Annotated in this window: 13 protein-coding genes; 7 read left to right on the top strand and 6 right to left on the bottom strand. The window is 36.9% G+C overall.

Annotated features, from left to right (window positions below):
* Window positions 1-169: 169 nt before the first annotated feature.
* The 3 genes from ACP3VS_RS18090 to ACP3VS_RS18080 are packed head-to-tail and all read left to right on the top strand — an operon-like array spanning window position 170 to window position 3,039.
* Entirely contained in the window at window positions 170-1,249 is a 1,080-nt protein-coding gene (locus ACP3VS_RS18090; RefSeq protein ID WP_426389429.1) for a FecCD family ABC transporter permease, read from the top strand.
* Between the two features lie 4 nt (window positions 1,250-1,253).
* On the top strand, window positions 1,254-2,015 hold the full coding sequence (locus ACP3VS_RS18085) for an ABC transporter ATP-binding protein (protein ID WP_012291941.1): 762 nt from the start codon (window positions 1,254-1,256) through the stop codon (window positions 2,013-2,015).
* Window positions 2,016-2,028: 13 nt separating this feature from the next.
* Window positions 2,029-3,039, top strand: coding sequence for an ABC transporter substrate-binding protein (locus tag ACP3VS_RS18080; RefSeq protein WP_197225042.1), 1,011 nt, complete (start codon window positions 2,029-2,031; stop codon window positions 3,037-3,039).
* Between the two features lie 102 nt (window positions 3,040-3,141).
* Here the strand turns inward: ACP3VS_RS18080 and ACP3VS_RS18075 are convergent, their stop codons facing one another.
* The 4 genes from ACP3VS_RS18075 to ACP3VS_RS18060 all read right to left on the bottom strand — a co-directional run bounded on the left by ACP3VS_RS18075 (window position 3,142) and on the right by ACP3VS_RS18060 (window position 9,887).
* Window positions 3,142-3,795 (bottom strand): 4'-phosphopantetheinyl transferase family protein, encoded by a 654-nt coding sequence (locus tag ACP3VS_RS18075; protein WP_426389427.1) that lies wholly within the window; start codon window positions 3,793-3,795, stop codon window positions 3,142-3,144.
* A complete protein-coding gene (locus ACP3VS_RS18070) occupies window positions 3,792-6,959 on the bottom strand; it encodes a non-ribosomal peptide synthetase (RefSeq protein WP_012291944.1) in 3,168 nt (1,055 codons plus the stop codon). Before ACP3VS_RS18070 ends, ACP3VS_RS18075 begins: the two co-directional genes overlap by 4 nt.
* 131 nt (window positions 6,960-7,090) lie before the next feature.
* Window positions 7,091-8,839, bottom strand: coding sequence for a methyl-accepting chemotaxis protein (locus ACP3VS_RS18065; RefSeq protein WP_012291945.1), 1,749 nt, complete (start codon window positions 8,837-8,839; stop codon window positions 7,091-7,093).
* A gap of 556 nt (window positions 8,840-9,395) precedes the next feature.
* The gene (locus ACP3VS_RS18060; protein ID WP_243432630.1) at window positions 9,396-9,887 is read right to left on the bottom strand and encodes a hypothetical protein; all 492 of its coding nucleotides are present in this window, start codon (window positions 9,885-9,887) and stop codon (window positions 9,396-9,398) included.
* A gap of 151 nt (window positions 9,888-10,038) precedes the next feature.
* Here ACP3VS_RS18060 and ACP3VS_RS18055 point away from each other — a divergent pair, with 151 nt between their 5' ends.
* Complete coding sequence (locus ACP3VS_RS18055) at window positions 10,039-11,376, top strand: AAA family ATPase (RefSeq protein WP_012291947.1); 1,338 nt, start codon at window positions 10,039-10,041, stop codon at window positions 11,374-11,376.
* Window positions 11,369-12,100, top strand: a complete 732-nt coding sequence (locus tag ACP3VS_RS18050) for a hypothetical protein (RefSeq protein ID WP_036164141.1) — start codon at window positions 11,369-11,371, stop codon at window positions 12,098-12,100. The genes ACP3VS_RS18055 and ACP3VS_RS18050 overlap by 8 nt, the downstream gene beginning before the upstream one ends.
* A gap of 44 nt (window positions 12,101-12,144) precedes the next feature.
* On the opposite strand, the gene ACP3VS_RS18045 is transcribed toward ACP3VS_RS18050, so the two are convergent.
* On the bottom strand, window positions 12,145-17,229 hold the full coding sequence (locus ACP3VS_RS18045) for a DUF4132 domain-containing protein (protein WP_426389424.1): 5,085 nt from the start codon (window positions 17,227-17,229) through the stop codon (window positions 12,145-12,147).
* Between the two features lie 13 nt (window positions 17,230-17,242).
* Window positions 17,243-17,662, bottom strand: coding sequence for a hypothetical protein (locus tag ACP3VS_RS18040; RefSeq protein WP_012291950.1), 420 nt, complete (start codon window positions 17,660-17,662; stop codon window positions 17,243-17,245).
* A gap of 600 nt (window positions 17,663-18,262) precedes the next feature.
* Here ACP3VS_RS18040 and ACP3VS_RS18035 point away from each other — a divergent pair.
* Together ACP3VS_RS18035 and ACP3VS_RS18030 are read left to right on the top strand one after the other, a co-directional pair.
* Entirely contained in the window at window positions 18,263-19,435 is a 1,173-nt protein-coding gene (locus ACP3VS_RS18035) for a glycosyl hydrolase family 18 protein (protein ID WP_426389422.1), read from the top strand.
* Window positions 19,436-19,561: 126 nt separating this feature from the next.
* On the top strand, window positions 19,562-21,775 hold the full coding sequence (locus ACP3VS_RS18030) for a YcdB/YcdC domain-containing protein (protein WP_036160386.1): 2,214 nt from the start codon (window positions 19,562-19,564) through the stop codon (window positions 21,773-21,775).
* Window positions 21,776-21,866: the final 91 nt, after the last annotated feature.

The raw sequence follows: 21,866 nt of genomic DNA, 5'->3' as shown, positions 1-21,866 counted from the left end.
AAGAAACCAGTTCTCAGTTATAAAATTGAGAGCTGGTTTTTTGTTATGGATACGAAATTCAAATTAAAAATTTTTTCCTGTTGTTTTTCTATAAGATATCACTTACAATACAAATTGATAATGATAATCGTTATCAACGATAGTGATTTTGATAGATAGAGGTGACATTTTGGATAAACAGGAAGCTAACAGAATAGGGATGGGCAATATATATTATGTCATAGTTTTACTATTAATTGCCTCCATTGTAATATCTGCCATTTTTTCTGTATCAATTGGGCAGGTCAGTATACCCTTCAAGCAATCAATGGATATCTTGTTGCATGCTGTATCTAATGGGAGGTTTGGCACACTTGATAGTGTGGATAGTGAATCCTATCTGAATATTATTTTACAGGTCAGAATGCCGCGTGTTATTTTTGCATTGTTCATCGGTATTGGACTTGCTTTATGTGGGGCTGTGATGCAAGCAGTTGTACAAAACCCTCTTGCTGATCCATACATACTTGGCATTTCTTCAGGTGCATCCTTAGGTGCAACTTTTGCCATTCTCGTTGGTTTTGGGAGTAGTGCATTACTGGCACAATTTGGTGTAGCCTTTGGTGCATTTGCTGGAGCTATGCTTACTTCTATGGCAGTGCTTATTTTATCTAGTATAGGTGGTAAAGCAACATCGGTAAAACTTGTTTTATCTGGTGTTGTCATAGGTGCATTATGTAGCTCCTTTTCAAGTCTTATTATCTTTTTTGCCAATAATGCTGAGGGCATAAAAACTGTTACTTTTTGGTCTATGGGAAGTTTAGCCTCTGCAAGCTGGGATAAAACACCGATTTTAGCAATCGTCATTGTATTAGGAGCTGCGTTATTTCTTTTTCAACATCGTGTGCTTAATACGATGCTACTTGGAGATGAATCTGCAATTACATTAGGTATCAATTTAAGTGTTTATCGTAAATTGTATATGATTCTCACATCACTAATAACAGGAACGATGGTTGCTTATGCAGGTATGATTGGTTTTGTCGGCTTAATTATTCCGCATATTACGAGAGGGATTTTTGGAGCAGATCATAAACGATTAATGTTAGGAACGTTACTCTTAGGAGGACTTTTCATGATATGGGCAGATATTTTATCTCGAACATTAATCGAGAATGTAGAACTACCGATTGGCATCATTACTTCTGTCATTGGATCACCATTATTCATCTATATGATTGTAAAAAAAGGTTACAACTTCGGAGGGTAGAACAATGGAATTAGTAGCGAAGGAAATAGAAGTAAAGATTGGAAAGAAGGAAATTGTAAAAAACATATCGATTCATGTAAACAAGCAGCAATTTGTGGGCTTAATCGGACCAAATGGATGCGGAAAGTCAACTTTATTGAAAAGTATTTATAAAAGCTTAGTACCACAAAAAGGGATGGTCTTTTTAGATGATTTAGACGTTTTGAAAAGCCCAGAAAAAAAGATTTCACAGCATTTAGGTGTAGTGGGGCAATTCAATGAAATGCACTTTGATTTAACGGTACAGCAAATGGTGATGTTAGGCAGAACACCTCATAAGAAAATGTTAGAGTCCGATAACCAAAAGGATTTTGACATTGTCGAAGAGGCTTTAACACGGACAAATTTACAAGCTTACAAGGGTCGTAGTTTCCTATCATTATCTGGTGGGGAAAAACAACGGGTTATTTTAGCGAGAACAATCGCCCAGCAACCTAAATTTATGATTTTAGATGAACCAACGAACCATTTAGATATACGCTATCAAATTGAAATACTATCTTGTGTGAGAAGCTTAAATATTGGTGTGTTAGCAGCACTGCATGATTTAGAAATGGCTGCACATTACTGTGATTATCTTTACGCAGTAAAAGATGGTGAGATTTATGCGCATGGTACCCCGGAGCAAGTTTTAACACCCGAGATTATAGAAGCTTTATATCATATCAAGTGTCAAACGTTTACTAATCCAGTGACGAATGGATTAGGCTTTGCATATGGACTATAGGAGGAGCAACAATATGAAGAAAAAATTATTATTAGGAATTGGTTTAGCCGCTGTATTAACGTTAACAGCTTGCGGTAATACTACCAAAAATACTTCAGAAGAAGCACAAACAAAAGAGCATTATCCATTAACTATCGAAAACTTTACAAAGGCTGAAGGTGGTTCGACATGGGAGAAGAAAGATCAAGTATTCGATAAAGCACCTGAAAAAATTATGGCAAATACACGCCCAGCAGCGGAACTACTATTGCATTTAGGACTAGGGGATAAAATCGTTGGTGTTGGTGCAAACTTTGGTGCTGTAGATAAATCTGTAGAAGAGGCATATTCAAAGTTAAATATATTAAGTGATGAATATGTAGGGAAAGAGGTAACATTAGGAACTAATCCAGATTTAGTATTTGGTCGTGGTGGCTTATTTGATAATGCTGAATGGGGGGGAGGCACAGTAGACTCACTAAACGACATGGGCATTAAAACATTTGTATTAGAATCATCCATTACAGGTGGTACATATGATTCTATTTATAAAGATATCGAAAATATCGGTGAAATTTTCAATGTTCAAGACAAGGCCACTAGCTTCATTAAAGAATTAAAAGATCGACAACAAGACATTACTTCAAAATTAGAAAGTATTAAAGAAGAAAAGTCATTTGCTTATTTACATACAAATGATCCAAAAGAACTTTTTGTATACCCCGCGCACGATGAAACATTTTTTAACGACGCATTCAAAATGGTGAAGTTAGATAATATTTTCAAAGATGAAACAGGAGATGTTAGTGTAGAAACATTAATTGCATCAGATCCAGATGTGTTAATTCTTCCAAACTGGGATGGGTCTGATCTGACAAAAGTTCGTGAAGAAATCTATGCTAACCCTAAGCTTTCAAGCATGAAGGCTATTAAAAACAAACAAATTTATATTGTGGATTACAATTATATGTTTGGTTATGGCTATAATACAATAGATGGTATGGAAGCCTTAGCGAAAGAAATGTATCCAGATTTATTTAAATAATATATTGGAGCTGCCCAGACGGTTTATAAAACAGACACAATGGGCAGCTTTTCTATTCATAAAAAAGGGAGGAGAAATGATAGTTTTCTCCTCCTTGTTTTATTACTGTAGAAGCTGATGTTTATTTAATGTTGTTATTTTTACATGGGTAGAGCCATTGTTCCAGCAAATGGTTACAGGATGACGTTGATCGAGATAATGTAATTGCGTTGAAAGATCCACTCTTGTTTTTTTTATATCGATAGTATCAAGCAAGTGAGGTGATAGGTGAGGGAATAAGCCTGTTTTAAAAAGAGCCTCCTTTAAAGTCCAAAGCTCATAAAAAACATGTAGAGGTTGATGAAGAGCCATGTGGAACTCTTGTTTAGATAATGCAAAGTGCATAATATCTTTATTCACTGGCTTTATTTCTTCAACATCAATTCCTACTCGCCCGTTTGTTGTTAGGGCCAGGACAATCCAATCACCAGAGTGAGAGAGATTAAAATCGCCTTTCCAGTGCTGATGACTCGCTACATTTGGACGACCATATATGTCTTGAGTTATTTGGAATGTGGTCTTATCCATGAATGGGAGGAGCACCCACCTAATAAGCGTGTTACCTAGCAAGGCTCTTTGACGGTCCTGCCACTGCTTGTACTGCTGGATATTTCTTTGAACATGAGAAGGGAGTACATTATGAAATACATTCCATTCTGCTGAAGTTAACGGTTCCCCTAATGGTAGTGCAAAAAGCTGTATATCATTTGTGCTCATCGTATATTGACTTGCGTAGGCTCAGGAAAGTAGCCAGTTTCTATCCCGTATTCAATCATTTGGTGAATAAATGCTGTATTTGGTGCAGCACATTCAATTCTTGCATTGGCTAGAAATTCAATCGTTTTTTTACAGTTAAAGATAAATGGTGAGTCACTAGCTCCATCACCTTCTAGCTGTGCAATAGCTAATGCTAAATATTCCTGTACTTCTATAGAATGATCATCATGTAATAGCCAATTTGTATACTCTTGCTTTGACATAACTTGTAAATCATAGCCAAATTCCTTCAGCATGTCGATTAATTCTAAATAAGTAAGCGATACAGGGTTACATAAATGGAAGACATGACCATTTGATGCTGGCTGATTAGCTAGACATACTAATGCTTGGCTAGCATAATTAATTGGTGTAAAGTCTACATGCCATTGTACAGAAGGGGTTTTACCTAAATAAAGCATAGCTTTAATCATACGGTAAAAGGCGTTATCATCGATATTACGTTGGAATTTTCCTGTTTCAGAATGACAACTCAAATTACCTACTCGATAGATTGAAATAGGAATCATATCATGTACTGCATTTCTTACGAGATTTTCTGCTTCCAGCTTACTTTGTGTATAGACATTATGAAGCTTCGTATCGTAGTTGAAATCACCATTAGCCTCTTCTGCCCCCCATTGAATGGCAGCGAGCTCCTCTGGAATACCGATTGTTGATACATAATGAAAATGAATACCAGGTTTACGCTCTGCCAATTCAAGTAAATAACGTGTCCCATTTACATTGACATTATTAAAATGCTCAGTCGCTCCGAAGTGACGTACATCAGCTCCACAGTGGATGATGGCATCGATTTCATCTATTAGTGTCTGTTCATCTTCACTAGTTAGATGAAGTTTTTTCTTTCCTAAATCGCCTTTAATGATAGTTACTCGATTCTGCATATGTCTACCAATGTTATGTCCAAAGTAAAATTGCATACTTTCCATTAGCTTATCCTCTAAAGTGCTCTTTTCACTTGGTCGAATAAGACAATAGATGTGCGCTTTTGTTGAGACTAGTAGCTCATATAGCACGTGGCTTCCTAAATAACCTGTCGCACCTGTTAATAAAACCGTAGTCATCGGTAATGGCTTCACTATTGGTGAGATTGGTAGCGGACCAGGCTCCATTAAATCCTTATAAACAAGGTTAGTAGGTTGCGTTTGCACGTCTAAATCTTCAGGCTGATGGTTGCAAATATATTGATCTAATTCAGCAATCGTTTGATATTGGAAAAAATCCTGAATCTTTAGGAATGGTATATGCTTCTTCACTTGTACAAGAATTTCAAGTACTTTTAATGAATGTCCGCCAATGTGAAAGAAGTTATCATGAATACCTATTGGGCTGACGTTAAGTACATACTCCCATGCATTTGCTAGTAAATGCTGCGTATCATTTTCAGGGGCAACGTATAAATTACTCCGTGATAAATGTGTATCCATTGAGGCCAACTGCGTGCGATCAATTTTGCCAGTAGGGGATAATGGCATTTCTAGTAATTCGATGAATCGTTCAGGCACCATATAATCTGGTAAAAGATTGTGTAAATAGTCTCTTAAATTGCGTTCCTCTAGCTGAATACCACTTGCCACCGTATAATAAGCAAATAAATGGTTCTGACCATCAGACATTTTCTTAGCTATCACTACAGATTCCTGAATGGTAGGGTAATTGCTTAATACTGTCTCAATTTCTCCAAGCTCAATACGGAAGCCTCTTACTTTAATTTGCGAATCCTTCCGTCCAACAAATTCAATGACACCATTAGGTAAAAGGCGCACTAAATCACCTGTGCGATACATTTTTTGATCTGGTTTAAACAGATGCGGGACAAAGACCTCGGCTGTTTTTTCAGGCTGATGTAAATATCCTGCTGCCAAGCCAACCCCAGCAATACATAGTTCGCCTGTTACATGAACTGGGCAAAGCTGTTCATCCTCATTCACTACATACATCTCATAATTGGCAATCGGTTTGCCGATAGGAATACTAGATTGCATGTCTGTAAGCTGACTTTTTATCTTAAAGTAGGAAGTTAACACTGTACATTCAGTTGGTCCATAAACATTTATAATTTCTGTAGAATATCCGAACTTTTCTTGCCATTTTTGAACAATGGCAGGCAATAGAGCTTCGCCGCCGACGGATAAATATTGTAGTGTCATCAACTTGTCCCGATACTCTACAGGTAAATGTGTGGCTAATTGTGTAAAGAAAGCGTTTGGTACAGTTGCTGTTGTTACTCGCTCTCGTGCAATCATATCAGCAAATGCTTCTATTGAAAGACGCTCAATACTTGTGAGCATATGGAGTCTTGCACCAGAAAAGAAAGCGGTAAAAGTCTCTGTCACAGAGGGATCAAAACTGTAAGAAATAAACTGAGAAAATACACCTTCTTCAGTCGAATGGTAAATTCTTTGATTATCTGTAATTAGGTTAATAACGGCTGTATGTTTAAGCAAAACACCTTTAGGTTTACCAGTAGAACCAGATGTATAAATAATATAGGCTAAATCGGATGGATGTAGGTTACATGGCAAATCCTCTTTTGAAAGGCCACTCTCCATTTGATTGATTGTTAGCACTGTGTGTGATTGGAACTTATTATGTATTAGGTCATTCAGTAAGTCACTATATTCGTTTTTCGTAATGATAAATGGTGCACCTGTATCATGTAACAAATACTGGCAACGTTCTTTTGGATAACTAGGATCGATAGGAACATAAACACCACCCGCTTTTAGCACACCTAACAAACTAATAATAGTTTCCTTACTACGGTCCATGATAATTGCCACATAGTCACCTTTTTGAAGACCATTGGCTAATAGCATATGTGCAACTTGGTTGGACTGTTCATTTAACTGACGATAGGTCATCTTGCCATCTTCATAGGATAGAGCGATACGGTCTGCAAATTGCTGTGCTACTTGATAAAATACTTCTGGTATTGTGATAGTTTTATCATAGTCAGCCATAGTGCGATTTAATGTTTGATAAGCTAATGTATCCTCTTCATTTAATAGCTGTGTATGATTGGATAGTAGCTTCTCTTGTTTAGAAAAATGCTTATTAAACTGTGATGTAGGACAATCAAATTCTCGTTTATTATTCAATCATTACAACCCCTATTCTAGAAAAGGGCAGTCACTTATGCAGGAAATTTTAAGTCCGTTAGCTCTGACAGAAAGTATTCTGTAGAAGCTAAGGGACCAAAAACACCGTATAAGGGCAGCCCTTTCTCTTTTTATTTCACTACAAAGGTATTGACAACATTCAATAATTCTTCAGATAACTCGGATAGTACTTGTGCTTCTTCAGATACTTGCTGTACTGTATTTAGCTGAGAGGCAGAAGTTGCAGCTACTGCTCTTGTACTATCTTTAGAGTTGATGGAGAAGTCCTCCATATCTTTAACAGCAGAAGTGACTTGTTCCATGCCAGCCGCCATTTCTTCAATAGTTGCGGATAGCTCTTGTATTTGCCCTGTTACATGATGAATAGATGTTAAAATTTGACTAAATGATTGTTCTGAATCGTTGATCATGACAATACCATGATCAACTTCCTCTACCGCCCGAACCATGATATTAACAGATTCATTCGTATCGTGCTGAATATGAGATATAAGCGTGGAAATTTCCCGGGCTGAGGCCTCAGACTGTTCAGCTAGCTTACGCACTTCATCAGCTACAACGGCAAATCCACTGCCAGCTTCTCCTGCACGAGCAGCTTCAATGGCTGCATTTAAGGCTAGGAGGTTTGTTTGAGAGGCAATGCCAGTAATAATGCCGACAATTTCTTCAATTTTATTAGAATGATCGCCCAGCAATTTAACAGATGCCGCTGATTGATTGACTGCCTGACTAATCGCATTCATTTGAGCGACAGACTTATTAGTTGAATCATTCCCTCTTTCAGCTTCCTCAGATGCTAAAATAGAAGATTCTGAAATCTGATTGGATGTCATCGCAATACGTTGAATTCCAATACTCATTTCTTCTATTGTAATTGTACTTTCTTTAGCTCTTTGAACTTGAAGATCAGCTGAACTCGCAATTTCTTGCATGGAAGAAGCTACGGTATTGTAGGAATCAGAAGTTTCCTGCATATTCGTAGACAAAATATTAGCTGTGTTTGATACACGTGCTGATACATTTGTTGTACTTTTAATAACAGTTTTTAAGTTTTCAATCATCGAATTAAAGTTTTGAGTAAGCGTTCCTACTTCATCCGTTGAAGTAACTGGTAAAGGCTCAAGCTCTAAATTACCATTTGCTACTTTTTTAGATTGTAAGGATAGCTGCTGAATAGGTGTTAATTTTTTTCTTAAAAGAGTATACACAGCAATAGATGAACCAATTAAGAAAATAACCGTTACTACCAATGTCCAAAGTGCCTCTGACATAGCCTTGCCAGTTACCATCGACACGTCATAATCAATAGCATACGCAGCTAGCATATTTCCATCATCATCTAAAATTGGTGTAAGGCCAGTTTTATAGCTACCAAATTCATCGCTATAGATATCTGTAGCTGTAGCCTCTTTTGTCTCAAAAACCTCTTTAATTCTCGCTAGGAAATCAGGCGATAAACCCATAGCAATCATGTCCTGATTATACTCAGCTCCTAGTTTAAGTATACTAGAAGAAAGGACAGGTGCATTAATATTTTCCCCATTAACAGTTATTAAAAAGAGATTGGTAATGCTATCTGAATAATCATTAATAGCATCCATTTCCTTCGTCAGTCGAAGGGCATCAGGGTTACTGTCTGAAGGATTATCTAATATCGATTTCAATGTGTTAACATCAATTGTTTTGGCTAAGATCATGCCTTTGTCATCAAGTGATTGATTCATATCTGTTAAATTACTATTTCTTACTATATAATAAGAAAGACCTAAAGTAACTAATCCAAACAGTAATAAAATACTTACCATTATAGCAGTTATTTTCTTACTAATAGACATATGCTGCTTCTTACGTTTTTTCATGCTTTTCCTCCTAATTATATTATACCGATTATTTCATGTTAAGGATGAGAAATGGGTATTTAATCGATGAAATAAAAGCTCATTCAATGTAATGTCGTGGTGTCATTCATAGAATTCTAGATGCATTCTCAATAAATATATACCAGTGAAAAATAATCTAATTATCCCCTAACAATAAACTACTATACTGCCAAAAAAAATGATTCACAACCCAGAAAACTTACTATTTGAAGTGTAGATTTTAGTAGATGAATGAGAATTTTTAGTGTTTTAGTCTATGTATTTTTCAGCTTAGACGATATTTTTACGAAAATTTAGAGGCTATTTAATATAAAAAACAAGTATGCTCAAAACTGAGTCAAATTTAATTTAATTAAAATTTGGCTAAAATCTTATTTTTTAATCTCTCGTTAAGTCTTTTTGCCTATTAGGGAATGTCATTTCTTCTAGAAAATACTATTGCTTATCGTAGTTTTGTTACGGGAATAAAATATAAAAATGTAAAAAAAGGCTTTCTCTTTATTCGTAAATGAATAAAGAGAAAGCCTATTATTTTTTACGGCTGTCTGGGATTACCGATGATACCTGGCATTATATTGGGGAGTCCTGGCAATAATGGGGGTGGGAAGCCTGGGAATTGTCCCCCTGGAAATGGCGGATATGGCCTTGGTGGTTGTGGTGGATAAGGTTGTGGTGGATAAGGTTGTGGTGGATAAGGCTGTGGTGGATAAGGTCTTGGTGGATAAGGTCTCGGTGGATATGGCCTTGGTGGGTACGGTTGCGGCGGATAAGGTGTCGGATAGGGTGGTGGATAAGGTGGTGGATAGGAATTACCAGGAGGTGCTCCTGTACCAGCCGCGGTTATTTGGCTAACATCAACAGTCACTATTTGACCGTTATCTAATTGAATTTCAGCAGTTCTTCCTCCTGTTCCAAATGTTCGAATTAATGTACCTGAATAAGTCCCAGTAGGAAGTGTCACCCATATTTTCATTCCTGGACGGAATTGACTGTTAAAATCTTCAGGGGCCAATCTAGGATAAACCAATGAAACACACCTTTCTTCATTTTCTTTAACATATGCCCACTTACTGTGAGTGTCATAGGCTATAGGCTAGTTGATAATTAAGTGGAATATTGTTATAAAATATATCAATTTTCATTATAATAGGGGAAAAGAGCTAAAGGGTGTTTAGCAGATGGCAATCATTAAAGTGAAAAAAATAAACATAAAAAATTTACGGAATGTACGACATGGTGAGATTATTCTGGCTGTTAACTTTGAGACCTTCTTAAAAGCAAATGTTGTTGGACTATACGGACAAAATGGCTCAGGGAAGACAACCATTGTTGATGCGTTTGGTTTATTGAAGACCCTTATCTCAGGTTGGCTTGCTGAAGTGAAGCTGCCCTCGCAAGAGAAGCGGCTAATTTTAGCAGGCGAGGATACAGCCAGTCTTGATTTTGAATTTTTAGTTGAGAATCAATTTGGTACATTTTTTGTCCATTATTATGTAGAGCTGCAGGAGGATCAACATCGGCTCTATACAACACTGGAACGTCTCACGTACCGAGAAAATGACAAAGGAAAACGCTCAAAGGTGTTAATGGCTATGACAGAGAATGGTATTCAAATTCGTAACTCTCATTTGCCTGATATGAGTGAACAAGCACGTATTCAATTGCTTGTTATTCAACAATTAGCAAGAAAGGAATATCGATCCTTTCTCTTTCATAAAGATTTGAAGCCATTATTACAGGAACGGCTTACCGAGCAAGAAATACAGCTGCTCCAAAATATGGCCGTTGATTTTAATCGAGATTTACATGTAGTGAATAATCAAAATATTGCTCCTCTATTTGAAGAACGTATCATGCCATTTAGTATTCATTTAGAGAAAACAAGAGGGCAAATTCCGTATGATTTAAAGGGTCCTGCATTATTGCCAGAGGATGAATTCTATGCCTTATGTGAAGTGATTGAACAGAGTAACCGAGTGCTAGCTGCTATTATTCCAGGTCTAACTATTAAAATCAATATCATTACAAAGCAAACAATGGATGATGGTGGACAAGGCATCCGTTTTGAATTTTTATCGCAGCGTGGAGAGCAGGAATTACCCTTACGAACAGAGTCTGAAGGGATATTGAAGATTATTTCAGTTCTTAGTGTATTGATTGCCGTATATAACAATCCAAATGCTTGTGTCGTGATTGATGAATTAGATTCAGGTGTTTTTGAATATTTGCTAGGTGAGTTGTTAACAGTGATAGATGAGGATGGAAAAGGACAGCTTTTTTTCACATCCCATAATCTACGAGTGTTAGAGGTGCTAGCTATTAAAAATTTATGGTTTACGACAACGAATGAAAATCACCGTTATATGCAGTTAAAGGGCATTAAAGAAGTAAATAATGCCAGAGATGTCTACTTGCGTGCTATTCAGCTTGGCGGCCAGGATGAAGAGGTTTATAAGGAGACTAAAACATTTAAAATTAAGCGTGCTTTTCGTAAGGCAGGTGTGCACCATGACTAAAAAAGTACTTTTAATCATTGTTGAGGGGCAGACGGAGCAAATTATTTTAGAGGATTACTTGGATGCTTACTTCGCGAATGCAACTATACGATTTGATGTCCAGCGTGAGGATGTATTAACAAAATGGGATGCCCATAAACGCATCCCGAATATTAAAAACAGTGTTATACGGGTAATCCAGAGTTATTTAGAAAAATATAAATTTTTGGCGAAGGATTTAACTGCTGTTGTTCATATAACAGATGCAGATGGTTGTTTTATTGCACCAGAATGCGTCCAAGTCGATGAGAAAATTGAGCAAAAATTGTTTTATACTGAGGAAGCCATTTTAGTGAAGTCTAATAAGCGTAAGGAGCAAATTGAACAGCGCAATGAAATGAAGGCGAGAAATGTCAGAATTTTAATTGCCAATGACCATTTTAGTATTAATCGCTTAAAAGTGCCTTATCAATTATTTTATTTCTCTACAAACTTAGAACATGTACTATGGGATGAACGCAATGAAATCCCAACAGAGAAAATCCACAAGGCGGATGAGTTTATAGAAAACTTGTCTGGTACAATCGAAGATTATTTAAAGGCTTATTTGCCAGTCGATACTGAATTACCATATAGGGAAAAAATGAAAAAAAGCTGGTCATATTTAATGGAAGGAAGCCATTCATTACAGCGAGGAACGAATGTACCCCTTTTATTTGAAATGATAAAAACAGACGTACAATAAAACAGGTGACATATGTTTCGTCACCTGTTTTTGTTTTATATCTCTTAATGCGTTTGTTCATAACTTCGAATATGAGCTAAAATGGCTGGGTCCTTAATTTTAGTATCTTCACTTAGCAATAAAAGCTTTGCCATAATTTCAGCTGTCCGTGGATCATCGTCCACCATAGGTAAAAATATACGTCCACGATGCTGAGATGGGACTGCGACAATCGGTATCATCGAACCACCGACTTGATGAACGATACCGCTGCCTAAATGCAAGGAATAGCTTGCTAATTTACCTTCAATAAGGACATGTTGTTTTTTAGTTTCTACGTTGGATAGTTTTAATAATTTAGCTAATTCTTCAACGATAATACTCCGCATGTCAACAGTAGAATGACTGGCCTCAGGGTCGACACCACCAACATGGGCAACGCTGACAACGAGGTCCATATCCCGCATAACCTCGGAGAAGATTGCGGCTGGAATATCATCTAAGACGATATCTTTTCCTGTTAAACGGTTGTAGAAATAAACACCTTCGATTGTAGGTGCTTCGATTTCTGCTGGAGTAAACCAGTCTGCCTGCGCATACAAGGAAGCCACTATATTTTCTTTGTAATACACCTTACGAGGTCCAGTTTCATAACTAATTTGCCAGCCTCGTGTTTTTAACAAGGCTACTGTTTGAGATGGATTGACTTGATGTCCCGCATAACGCAATGATTGTTTTCGTCCTTTTTCGTCTGCATTTATAAGGTATAGTTCACGGAACACTTGTTTAAATGGCTGTTGTATTTTGTGCTCGAACATATAGGCTTGCCATTGTCTCCATTGACCACTTTCAAGAAGATGATAAGGATGAGCAATCATTAAGGTTGTTGTTGGAGCCAAATTCACAACGTTACCTGATAGTACTTGTAAGCCCTCTGGTGTTATCATCCCAACATGCTCGCCGCTAATAAAGACAAGCTTTTGTAAAAGAGGAGCTAGAATTGGGTGAGCTAACAGGTTGATTAGCTCTTCCGCTGAAAATATGGTTTCTAATGCCATTGCCTGCTCAAGTGCTGGACGTGCACGTTTATATTGCTCTTGCAAATCTTTGCGAGCTTCTTGAAGAGTGACAACGTCAGCATGCTTTTTTAAAGCAGTAGGTATGTTTTTTAGTCGTTTACCATCTTTTTCAACAAATATCGTAATAGTTGCATCTTCTTCGATTTGTAAATGCGCTGTTATTTGTTCGATAGGCTGTGCTTTAAATAAATGCTGAATATCGTTAAAGGCTGATAATTCCATTCGCCATATGAAGCGAGTGGCTTCCCCATCTCCAGCATTACGGGCTAAATTTTCTAGTGCAATACTAGCTGCTCGTGCCTCACTTGCCCTACGTTGAGCGCCAAATTGTTTACTCTCCTTTAAAAATTGTTGAATAAATTGGTAACGATCTAGAGCATCTTTGTCATCTGCTGATTTTAAAGGAATAAGTCCAAGTGCACGTAGTTTATCTTTATTGCGCTTTTCTTGAATTTCTTTCATTAATGGTTTCGGACTAAGTTTGCCAATGGCTGTATCTGCATATAACTGAGCTCGACGATGGTTGGCTCCTTCAGAAGCATATTTTGCTGCATCATATACAACTTTAAATTTCTTCGAACCCAATGTTTGGTAAGCACTTTGGAACCATGCTAAATCAAAGGCGCCATCACCAAAATCTTCTGCCGTTATGCTGGAGAAGAGAGCTATCTGATCTTTGGCAAAATCTGATAAAGAATCTGTAGTATGAGCGATAAAATACCAAGCTGATTCCTTTAGTCCTTCCCAGTCAATCACTTCACTGACAAGGTCAATCCAATGCTGGTTATACATCATAGCTTCAATTAAACGCTCTTTAGAAATCTCTGTTTTTTGCCATGCTTCTTTTAATTGCTGTGCCGTTTCTTCTTTTTTAGGATAGCAGCTAGTTAAAAGGCGGGAGAATACATCTTTCTTCGTTTCAGCCTGCCATATATAGCCTCGCGAAAGCTTTTCACCATCAAGTGCCTGTAAAATTTGCAGGAAATAATCAATCCCTTCAAAGTAAGAAATGCTACTAGCCAGCTTGGTAACAGCTGTTGGAGTATCACCACGCTTCAGTTCTATAGCTAAGATGCGATCTATAGCTTCATTACGAATAGCAAGGAAATCCGTTAAGTCATCAAACGATTGATAGCGATCTAGTAGTTTACTTGGTTCAGTAAATATTTCTGAGGCAAGAGTATTCGTAAAAATGGCTTCATATAAATGGTCTTGCTTTAATAGACCAGCTTTAAAGGCATCTAAATATTGGAATAATGATAAATCGTATAGAATTGGGCTATAATTTTCTTTTTGCATACGTTTTGTTAGCTCTTCATTGATGGCAAGCATTTTAGCATAGTCTTCATAAGTTGCATAATTCGATAGTCGATCGACAAATGCCTCAATAATATCTAAGTCGATAATTGTAGAGGTAGATTGATAGTAGTAATAACCTTTATCTCTTACATTCACTAGCCATTGATCAGCAGGGATTTGATGTAATAGCTGAAGCACAATACCAGCTGCCTGATTGAAGCTATTAAATACCGGTGTATGTCTTTCTAGTAATGAAACTGCTTCTGTATGCAGTGTTGTCTCTCCTGAAATATTTTTGATATCTTGTGACAAAACAGAAAAAATTTGTTGAAGTGTATAGTGATATTTCAAGGAATTAAATTGAGCAACATATTTTTTTATTTCTTCATACTGAAAGAATGGTTGTATAAGAACATGGGCTGCTTCAGAAAGGTCATGCGCAGCAGGGTATTCAGATAGATGACTATAAAAATTAAAATACGCTAAGTCTTCACTGCTAAAGGATGATGATTGAATCCATTGAACAATAGCCTCTGGGATAGGATAAACATCCAAACTAGCATGTCGCTGACTGTCTGTTTTAGTGGCCAATATACTGTATTTTTGTCCTAAAGTAGTGGTCATTTTAGTGTCATTCCATTGAAAAGTTTCATATTCAAAATCAGCATATTCATCAAGAATATGAATAAGTTGCTCTAACTTGAAGAGAAGCTTATCTAAATCATATTGGAAAAATTTTTCAATGGGTGTAGGTGTTTGTACATATAAAGGTATAAGCTGTTGCCAAGGTTCTTCACTGTTCATTTTGATGGAGCTATTGGTAATGCTATCGTATGAAATAGGGGCATGTGGTGTATACAAGCCAAAGCCATTGCTTTCGTTATATTCTGGTACATCCCTTGCTACTAATTGTTCTAAAAATACTTGTTCATTTTTTGTTATCTTTGGTAATAGTGAGCATAATGCCGTAATTTGCTCGTTAGCTAAATTGTAGTCCTTAGAGGCCTCTAATAATAATTCAAGACCGCCAAGCCTCTTTAGCTGTTTATTATCTTTTATTAATCGTTCAGCGCTTTGCAATACATGATCTTGTGGTTGTACTTTCAAGAGTGAAATAGCTTCTTTTCGCAGAGCCCCAGATTTATTAGCTAAAAGATCCTCAATTTTTGCTATTTCTTCTTGGGTTGGTGTCAGGGCATGTATTTTTTTTAATGCAAGGGAACGATTGATAGAGCTTCGATCTCGTAAAGAATTGAATAGAAATTCACGCTGTCCTTGTGTGATTGGATCAAGACAATAAATATTCAATAGACCAATCCTACTTGATGGTGGATAAGCATCTGAACGTGCGATGATTCGTTGGAATAACTCTTCATCCTGAAGATAATGCGCAAGAATGATTTGTGTTGAAATTAAGTCTTCGAATGACAAGTGTACAAAGACAAAAGATAAAGGCTTGCCTGTAATGGATAATCCGTCTTTTGTCATTTCATTTTTTGCCCATTCAAGCTGTTCAAATAAAGGATATTCTATGCCTTGTAGCTGTGAATTTTCTTTCATAAAGCCTTGAAGTGTTTTTTCCCATTCGTTATCTCTCGCATATTCACTATTTATATAGTGGTTGGCATGAATGAAATTATTCCATGCAAATGCAAATAACTCGATATCCTTCGTTGTTAAAATTAATTCCTTCACAAAAGGCGCTGTAAAGGAGATTTTTGATAGATTCTTTAAAAAGGCTAATGTTGTAAGCTGAATATGCTTGTCTCGCTTTAAGAGATCAGCTAATAGCAATTCTAGCTTCGTATAGTCTTTTGTAGAAGTCGCCCATAATGCGACGTAAATATCAATGGTACGTTCACTTTTTAGCAGCTGTTCGGTGAAATGATCATCTTCCATCGCTTGGATGGCTAAAGACAAAACTTCTTCCGTAATTTTTTGATTTTCAAAGCTACTATAGCCAAGTCCCATCCATGTATCGACCGCTCGAATAACAGAGGAGAACCTTGTTAGTTGATGTTCCTGGATAAGTTTCATCATTTTTAGTTGTGCATCTAGATTCCCATGGTCAATATTTTCTACAATTGCTTGTCGAAGCCCTTCTTGACGTGCAGCCGCTACTAATAATTTACCAAGTGCTTCATGCATCCGACCATTGCTTGATTTAAAAATGCCACGAATGAGGGGATGACCGAAAAAGGTACTGCGGTGCTCATCAAATAAAATACTTTCTATCTTTTCTTCAATGATAGGATTTTCTAAGGATAACTCTTCAGCAAGCAATTGCTCAAATACATGAAAGCTCATTACTTTTTCATTTTCGTTTTTCAATACATAGGAGCTATAGTTAGGGTATGTACCATGCTCATATTGGCTGTGGTGAGCTAGTAAATCTTGTAAACCAATTTCCTCAAATGTCAGCATCTCCTCTATTAATTGTAGACATTGAAAAAGATGATCTTGTACGGACGAGGCTGACCGAAATGAGCGACGTAAACTATCAGTTTGGAATATCGTAGCATCAAAACGTAAAGCTAATTTCTTGATATGGGATGCCCGTTCCTGTGAAGAAAAAAGTGTAAGCACTTCTAATAATGGTCCGCTAAATAGTTCCTCTAGTGATTGAACGTGCTGTTCTGTAATAAGCTGTTCAATATCATAATTCCGATTGTCCATATATTTTAGTAATGCAGCCGCTAATGGCTGTATAGTTGACGGTGCTGTGTCAACTATACTTTGAAAATGTGTTTTTTGTTCATGTGAAAGTGTCATGAAACATTCCTCCTTACCAAATTCGTCCTGCAAGCATTGTTAATTTAATAAATGTAAAAACATCGTCCTCCTGTACAGCTAGTGGTGAGTTAAGCGAATCTATGGTCTCCTCATTATGAAGGACTAAAAAAAGTTCATCTTGAAAAGCTTGGAGCATTGTAGAGACGGCTTGGTCTACTGGTTGGAATGAACCGTTTTTTTTCTCTCCAAAATGGACTTTGCCGTACTGAGCAGCATGATCTAATTGCTGATCGGTTAAATATAGATGGAGAGGCGTATCTACCATTTTTTCGTTATATTGTTGTACCTGTTGTGTGACAATCTTTATAAGTAAATCCTGTAAATTTATGACAGGCTCTTCGATAAAAAATGGAATCTTTTGAAGCTTACGTGATTTCTTACCGATTACTTTTTGTTGGTAAAATAAACGCAATCTAACACCTCCTTACAATAATTTCATTATACAAGAGGGGTAGCTGTGAAAAGAATAAGGCATACGAAGCTAGTTGCATAAATATTTTTGGGAAATGTGTAACAAAAAATAGTGTATTACGGATGATTTGTAAGGTAAAAAGAGAGGGAAGTTCTGCTAAAGGATACTTCAAAAATAGAACGTTTGTACGATTGTTTTCGTTGGGGTATGTATCATTTTGCGCTCTAACACAAATAGTAGAGAAAAGACAGAGGATGTTACGCAAGTATTTTTCAGGAATAAATACGTATGGAAATATATACTAAAAAACGAAGGTGCTTTTCTTACTTGAACAATTATTTGCCCAAGCTGTAAAGCTATTAAAAAATCCATTACTGCTTCTAGTGAATGGATTTTTTATGAGATTTCTAGTAAGACATCATTTCATTCCTTATTTCATAAACTTTATAGGTATGATTTATCAAGCTAGAAGGAGGCAAAGTCATTCAAATACATGTTGTACGGGCTGGCGAGTCTTTATGGGGTATTGCGGAGGCATATGGGACTACAGTTCAAAGTATTGTAGACGCCAATAAAATTCCAGAGCCAAATCGTTTAGTCGTGGGGCAAGCACTCGTTATTCCAATTGTCGGCAGTTTTTATTATGTACAGCCAGGAGATAGTCTATGGTCAATCGGGCAACGATTGGGTATTAACTATGTAACACTTGCACAAGTAAATGGTATTAATCCGAACCAACCATTAGCTGTTGGGATGAGATTATATATTCCGCAACCACCAAAAACCAGAGCAGAAACGTTAGCATACTTAGAACCAAGGGGTACTTCTGTTAGTGAGGTGCTTTTGGATCAAGCCAGAGAAGCGGGTCCCTATTTAACATACTTGGCTTTATTTAGCTACGAAGCCAGACGAGATGGCACCTTACGGATACCGCCTAGTCAAGGTGTACCTCAGATTACGGATGATACTGGGGCTTCTTTGGCAATGGTTGTTACGAATCTGGAAAACTTCAGTTTTAGTGGAGAGCTAGCGAGAGATATTTTTCAAAGTACGGCTGTTCAGGATTTACTCTTTGATAATATTCTTGCAGAGGCTAATAAGCTAGGTGACGTTAAGGATATCCATTTTGATTTTGAAAATTTACCAGGCGATCAACGAGAAGCCTATAACAATTTTTTAAGAAGAGCTGTGGAGAAGTTTCATGCTCAGGGTTACACAGTATCTACTGCGTTGGCTCCAAAAACAAATGCAAGTGATCGAGGTCCATGGACTGCGGGACATGATTATAGGGCACATGGTGAGATAGTGGACTTTGTTTTACTAATGACCTATGAATGGGGTTATTCAGCAGGACCACCAATGGCTGTTTCCCCACTTCCTGAAGTGGAGGAAGTGGTCAAGTATGCGGTGAGTGAAATACCTGCAGGCAAAATTATGCTGGGACAAAATTTATATGGTTATGATTGGACGTTACCATTTGTTCAGGGGGGGCCTATTGCAGAAGCATTGAGTCCTCAACGAGCTATTGAGACTGCCAAACGTTACAATGCGGCAATTCAATATGATTGGAGAGCACAAGCTCCGTTTTTTGAATACTATGATGAACAAGGTAGGGCACATATTGTATGGTTTGAAGATGCAAGATCCATTCAAGCTAAATTTAATCTTGTTAAACAATATAATCTTCGGGGGATCGGCTATTGGAAATTAGGACTACCATTCCCTCAAAATTGGCTATTAATTGGTGCTAACTTTGATGTGGTAAAGAAATGATATGCGATAGAAGAATAGGGTTTACCCAATGTATTTTCGGCGTAGTTGGTAATTATCTGTAAAATTGTTTCTAAATATAGGAATCTGTATTATAATTATGGTAAATTGTATTTTAGGAGGGATATTTTGGGTAAATTTAAAAAGTTAGGAATCATTTTAACATCAACAGCTTTTTCTGTTGGTATGCTAGCACCAATATCGCAGGCATCAGCAAATGTAAAGGAATCATCGGAGCGTATTGAAATTCAAGTAGCTTCAACTGAAACAAAAATTACAAAAAATATGCTGATAAAAAAGCTCCGTTCACTATTCCCGGAAGAGTTCAAATTTGTAGCGGATCAAGATTTTAATTCTGGACCTGGACATTTCTATAGAGATGATACAACGGTGCGATATGAACTAAATTTCTATAAAACCATTAAAGGTAAAGATGTACATGGTAGTTTTGTATTTAAGGGTGATGATTTAGAATTAGAACACTTTTATTATCAGCCTGCAAATATGGCAGAGGCAATCTATCCAGCAAAGTATTCAGAGAATGAAGCACAAAAAATTGCGCAAAAATTCCTGGGTAAATTTGTGAATTCGGATAATTTTAAACTTCGAGATGATAATAACGAATATGGTTTTAATATTACTAGACCGTTATCAGAACCAATTACTTACTCCTTTACCTATTCACCAATTTATAATGGGGTTCTTATTGGAGATCAAAGTATAACTATTAATGTTCTGGCAAATGGTGATGTTACCGGGATGTCTAGTAATGCAGAGTCTATTAGTAAAGCTTCTTTTGATAATTTAGATCAAAAAAAGAAAGAAGAAGATGTGTTGGCGCAAGTTCGTGAAAACCTAGCTATGGAACTTCGTTATTATATTGATTATGATTACAGATCTGACCAAAGTAACGTGAAGCTTGTTTATGCGCCTGTTACAGGGTTCAATGGTGTACATGCTCTTAATGGGCAATGGCAGACAGCAAATGGCTTCACTGAACAGTTGCCGAAGACAAAGAGTGTTGAAAAAATTTCAGCACAACCGCTACCTCCAAGAAAGAACGGTATAACGGCAACTGAAGCTGAAGAATTCGCAAAAAATTTCTTAAAAGTTGATGAGAGTAAAGCAAAGCTTACGATCGATTTAGTAGATGAAAGAGAAAATGACAATGGTGAGACGATCTACTCTGTAAACTATACGTATATGTATGGCAATGGTGGATCGGGTAGCTCTTTAGAAATTAATAAGGCGACAGGTGAGCTAGTTCAGTATCATGACCTATCAAGAGACTTTTTAACAGATAACAAAGTAAACGCTATTTCTAAGGACGCTGCATTGAAGAAGGCAATCGATTACTTAAAGGAATGGGCACCTTCGTATTTACATGAATATTCAATGCCAATAGAGGATGCTGTATTTGATCAATATAGTAAGGACTATTACTTCACCTTCCCACGCATCATGAATGGAATTGCAGTTGTAGGAGATGGTTTACATGTAGGGATTGGGGCTGATGGAACCTTACGCTCATTAAGTGTTAATAAGCAGAAGATAGATAACTGGCAGCCGATTAAAAATGTCATATCAGCTGACAAAGCAAAAGAAGCTTATAGCAAAGCACTTACATTGCAATTACAATATGTAAAACAAGATACAGAGAGTAAACTACATTACGATTTAGTCTATGCGCCTACTTACAATGGCAGTTTATATAACCAGATAGATGCTGTGTCTGGTGAATGGCTAAATAATGTAGATGGCTCCACAGAGAAACCAGTTATTTCTCATCCAACAGCTGCCAAAGAGTTGAACTATTTATTCAATCAAAATGTGTTAGATGTAAAAGATATAGCAAACTTTAATGCGGACGCTGCTGTAACAAAAGGAGAAGCATTGAAAATTTTATTGCATTCCTTAACATATGGTTACTATGGTAGTGGAGATGGAGAAAAGCAATCCTTCAACAATATTGATAAAAAACATCCTCTCTATGGGGTAGTAGAGCAAGCTGTTAAAATGGGCATCATTCAGCCAGCTAATCAATTTGCATTAGATGCTACTCTGAGTCGTCAAGAGTTCGCAGAGTGGTCAATCAAACTATTACAATTAGACAATGTTGCTAAGTATAAGGATATTTATAAATTAAACTTTGCTGATGCAGCTTCAATTGATCCAGCGTATACAGGCTATATTGCATTAGCAAATGGTATGGGTCTGATTGACGCACAGCAAAATAACTTTAATGCTACGAAGAGTGTGTCATATGCTGATTTAGCTGTCTCAACAGTCCGTTTAGCAAAGGCTATTCAAGAAAATAAAGTTGATCGCAACTTCTATTATTAAGTTATATGTCATAAAAAGGGCATTTCCTCATTAGAGGAGATGCCCTTTTGGGGTTAGTTTATAGCAGAATGGGGAAATAATATGAAAAGAA

Origin of the sequence: Lysinibacillus sp. VIII_CA, assembly GCF_049943995.1 — a bacterium.
Classification (GTDB): Bacteria; Bacillota; Bacilli; order Bacillales_A; family Planococcaceae; genus Lysinibacillus; species Lysinibacillus pinottii.
The sequence above is the reverse complement of the archived record's forward strand: the minus strand, read 5'-3'. Positions and strand labels throughout refer to the sequence as shown.

Bases quoted from the DNA above. Each gene is read 5' to 3' on its own strand.
- ACP3VS_RS18085 (WP_012291941.1), top strand. From the start codon at position 1,254: ATGGAATTAGTAGCGAAGGAAATAGAAGTAAAGATTGGAAAGAAGGAA.
- ACP3VS_RS18080 (WP_197225042.1), top strand. From the start codon at position 2,029: ATGAAGAAAAAATTATTATTAGGAATTGGTTTAGCCGCTGTATTAACG.
- ACP3VS_RS18075 (WP_426389427.1), bottom strand. From the start codon at position 3,795: ATGAGCACAAATGATATACAGCTTTTTGCACTACCATTAGGGGAACCG.
- ACP3VS_RS18065 (WP_012291945.1), bottom strand. From the start codon at position 8,839: ATGAAAAAACGTAAGAAGCAGCATATGTCTATTAGTAAGAAAATAACT.
- ACP3VS_RS18055 (WP_012291947.1), top strand. From the start codon at position 10,039: ATGGCAATCATTAAAGTGAAAAAAATAAACATAAAAAATTTACGGAAT.
- ACP3VS_RS18050 (WP_036164141.1), top strand. From the start codon at position 11,369: ATGACTAAAAAAGTACTTTTAATCATTGTTGAGGGGCAGACGGAGCAA.
- ACP3VS_RS18045 (WP_426389424.1), bottom strand. From the start codon at position 17,229: ATGACACTTTCACATGAACAAAAAACACATTTTCAAAGTATAGTTGAC.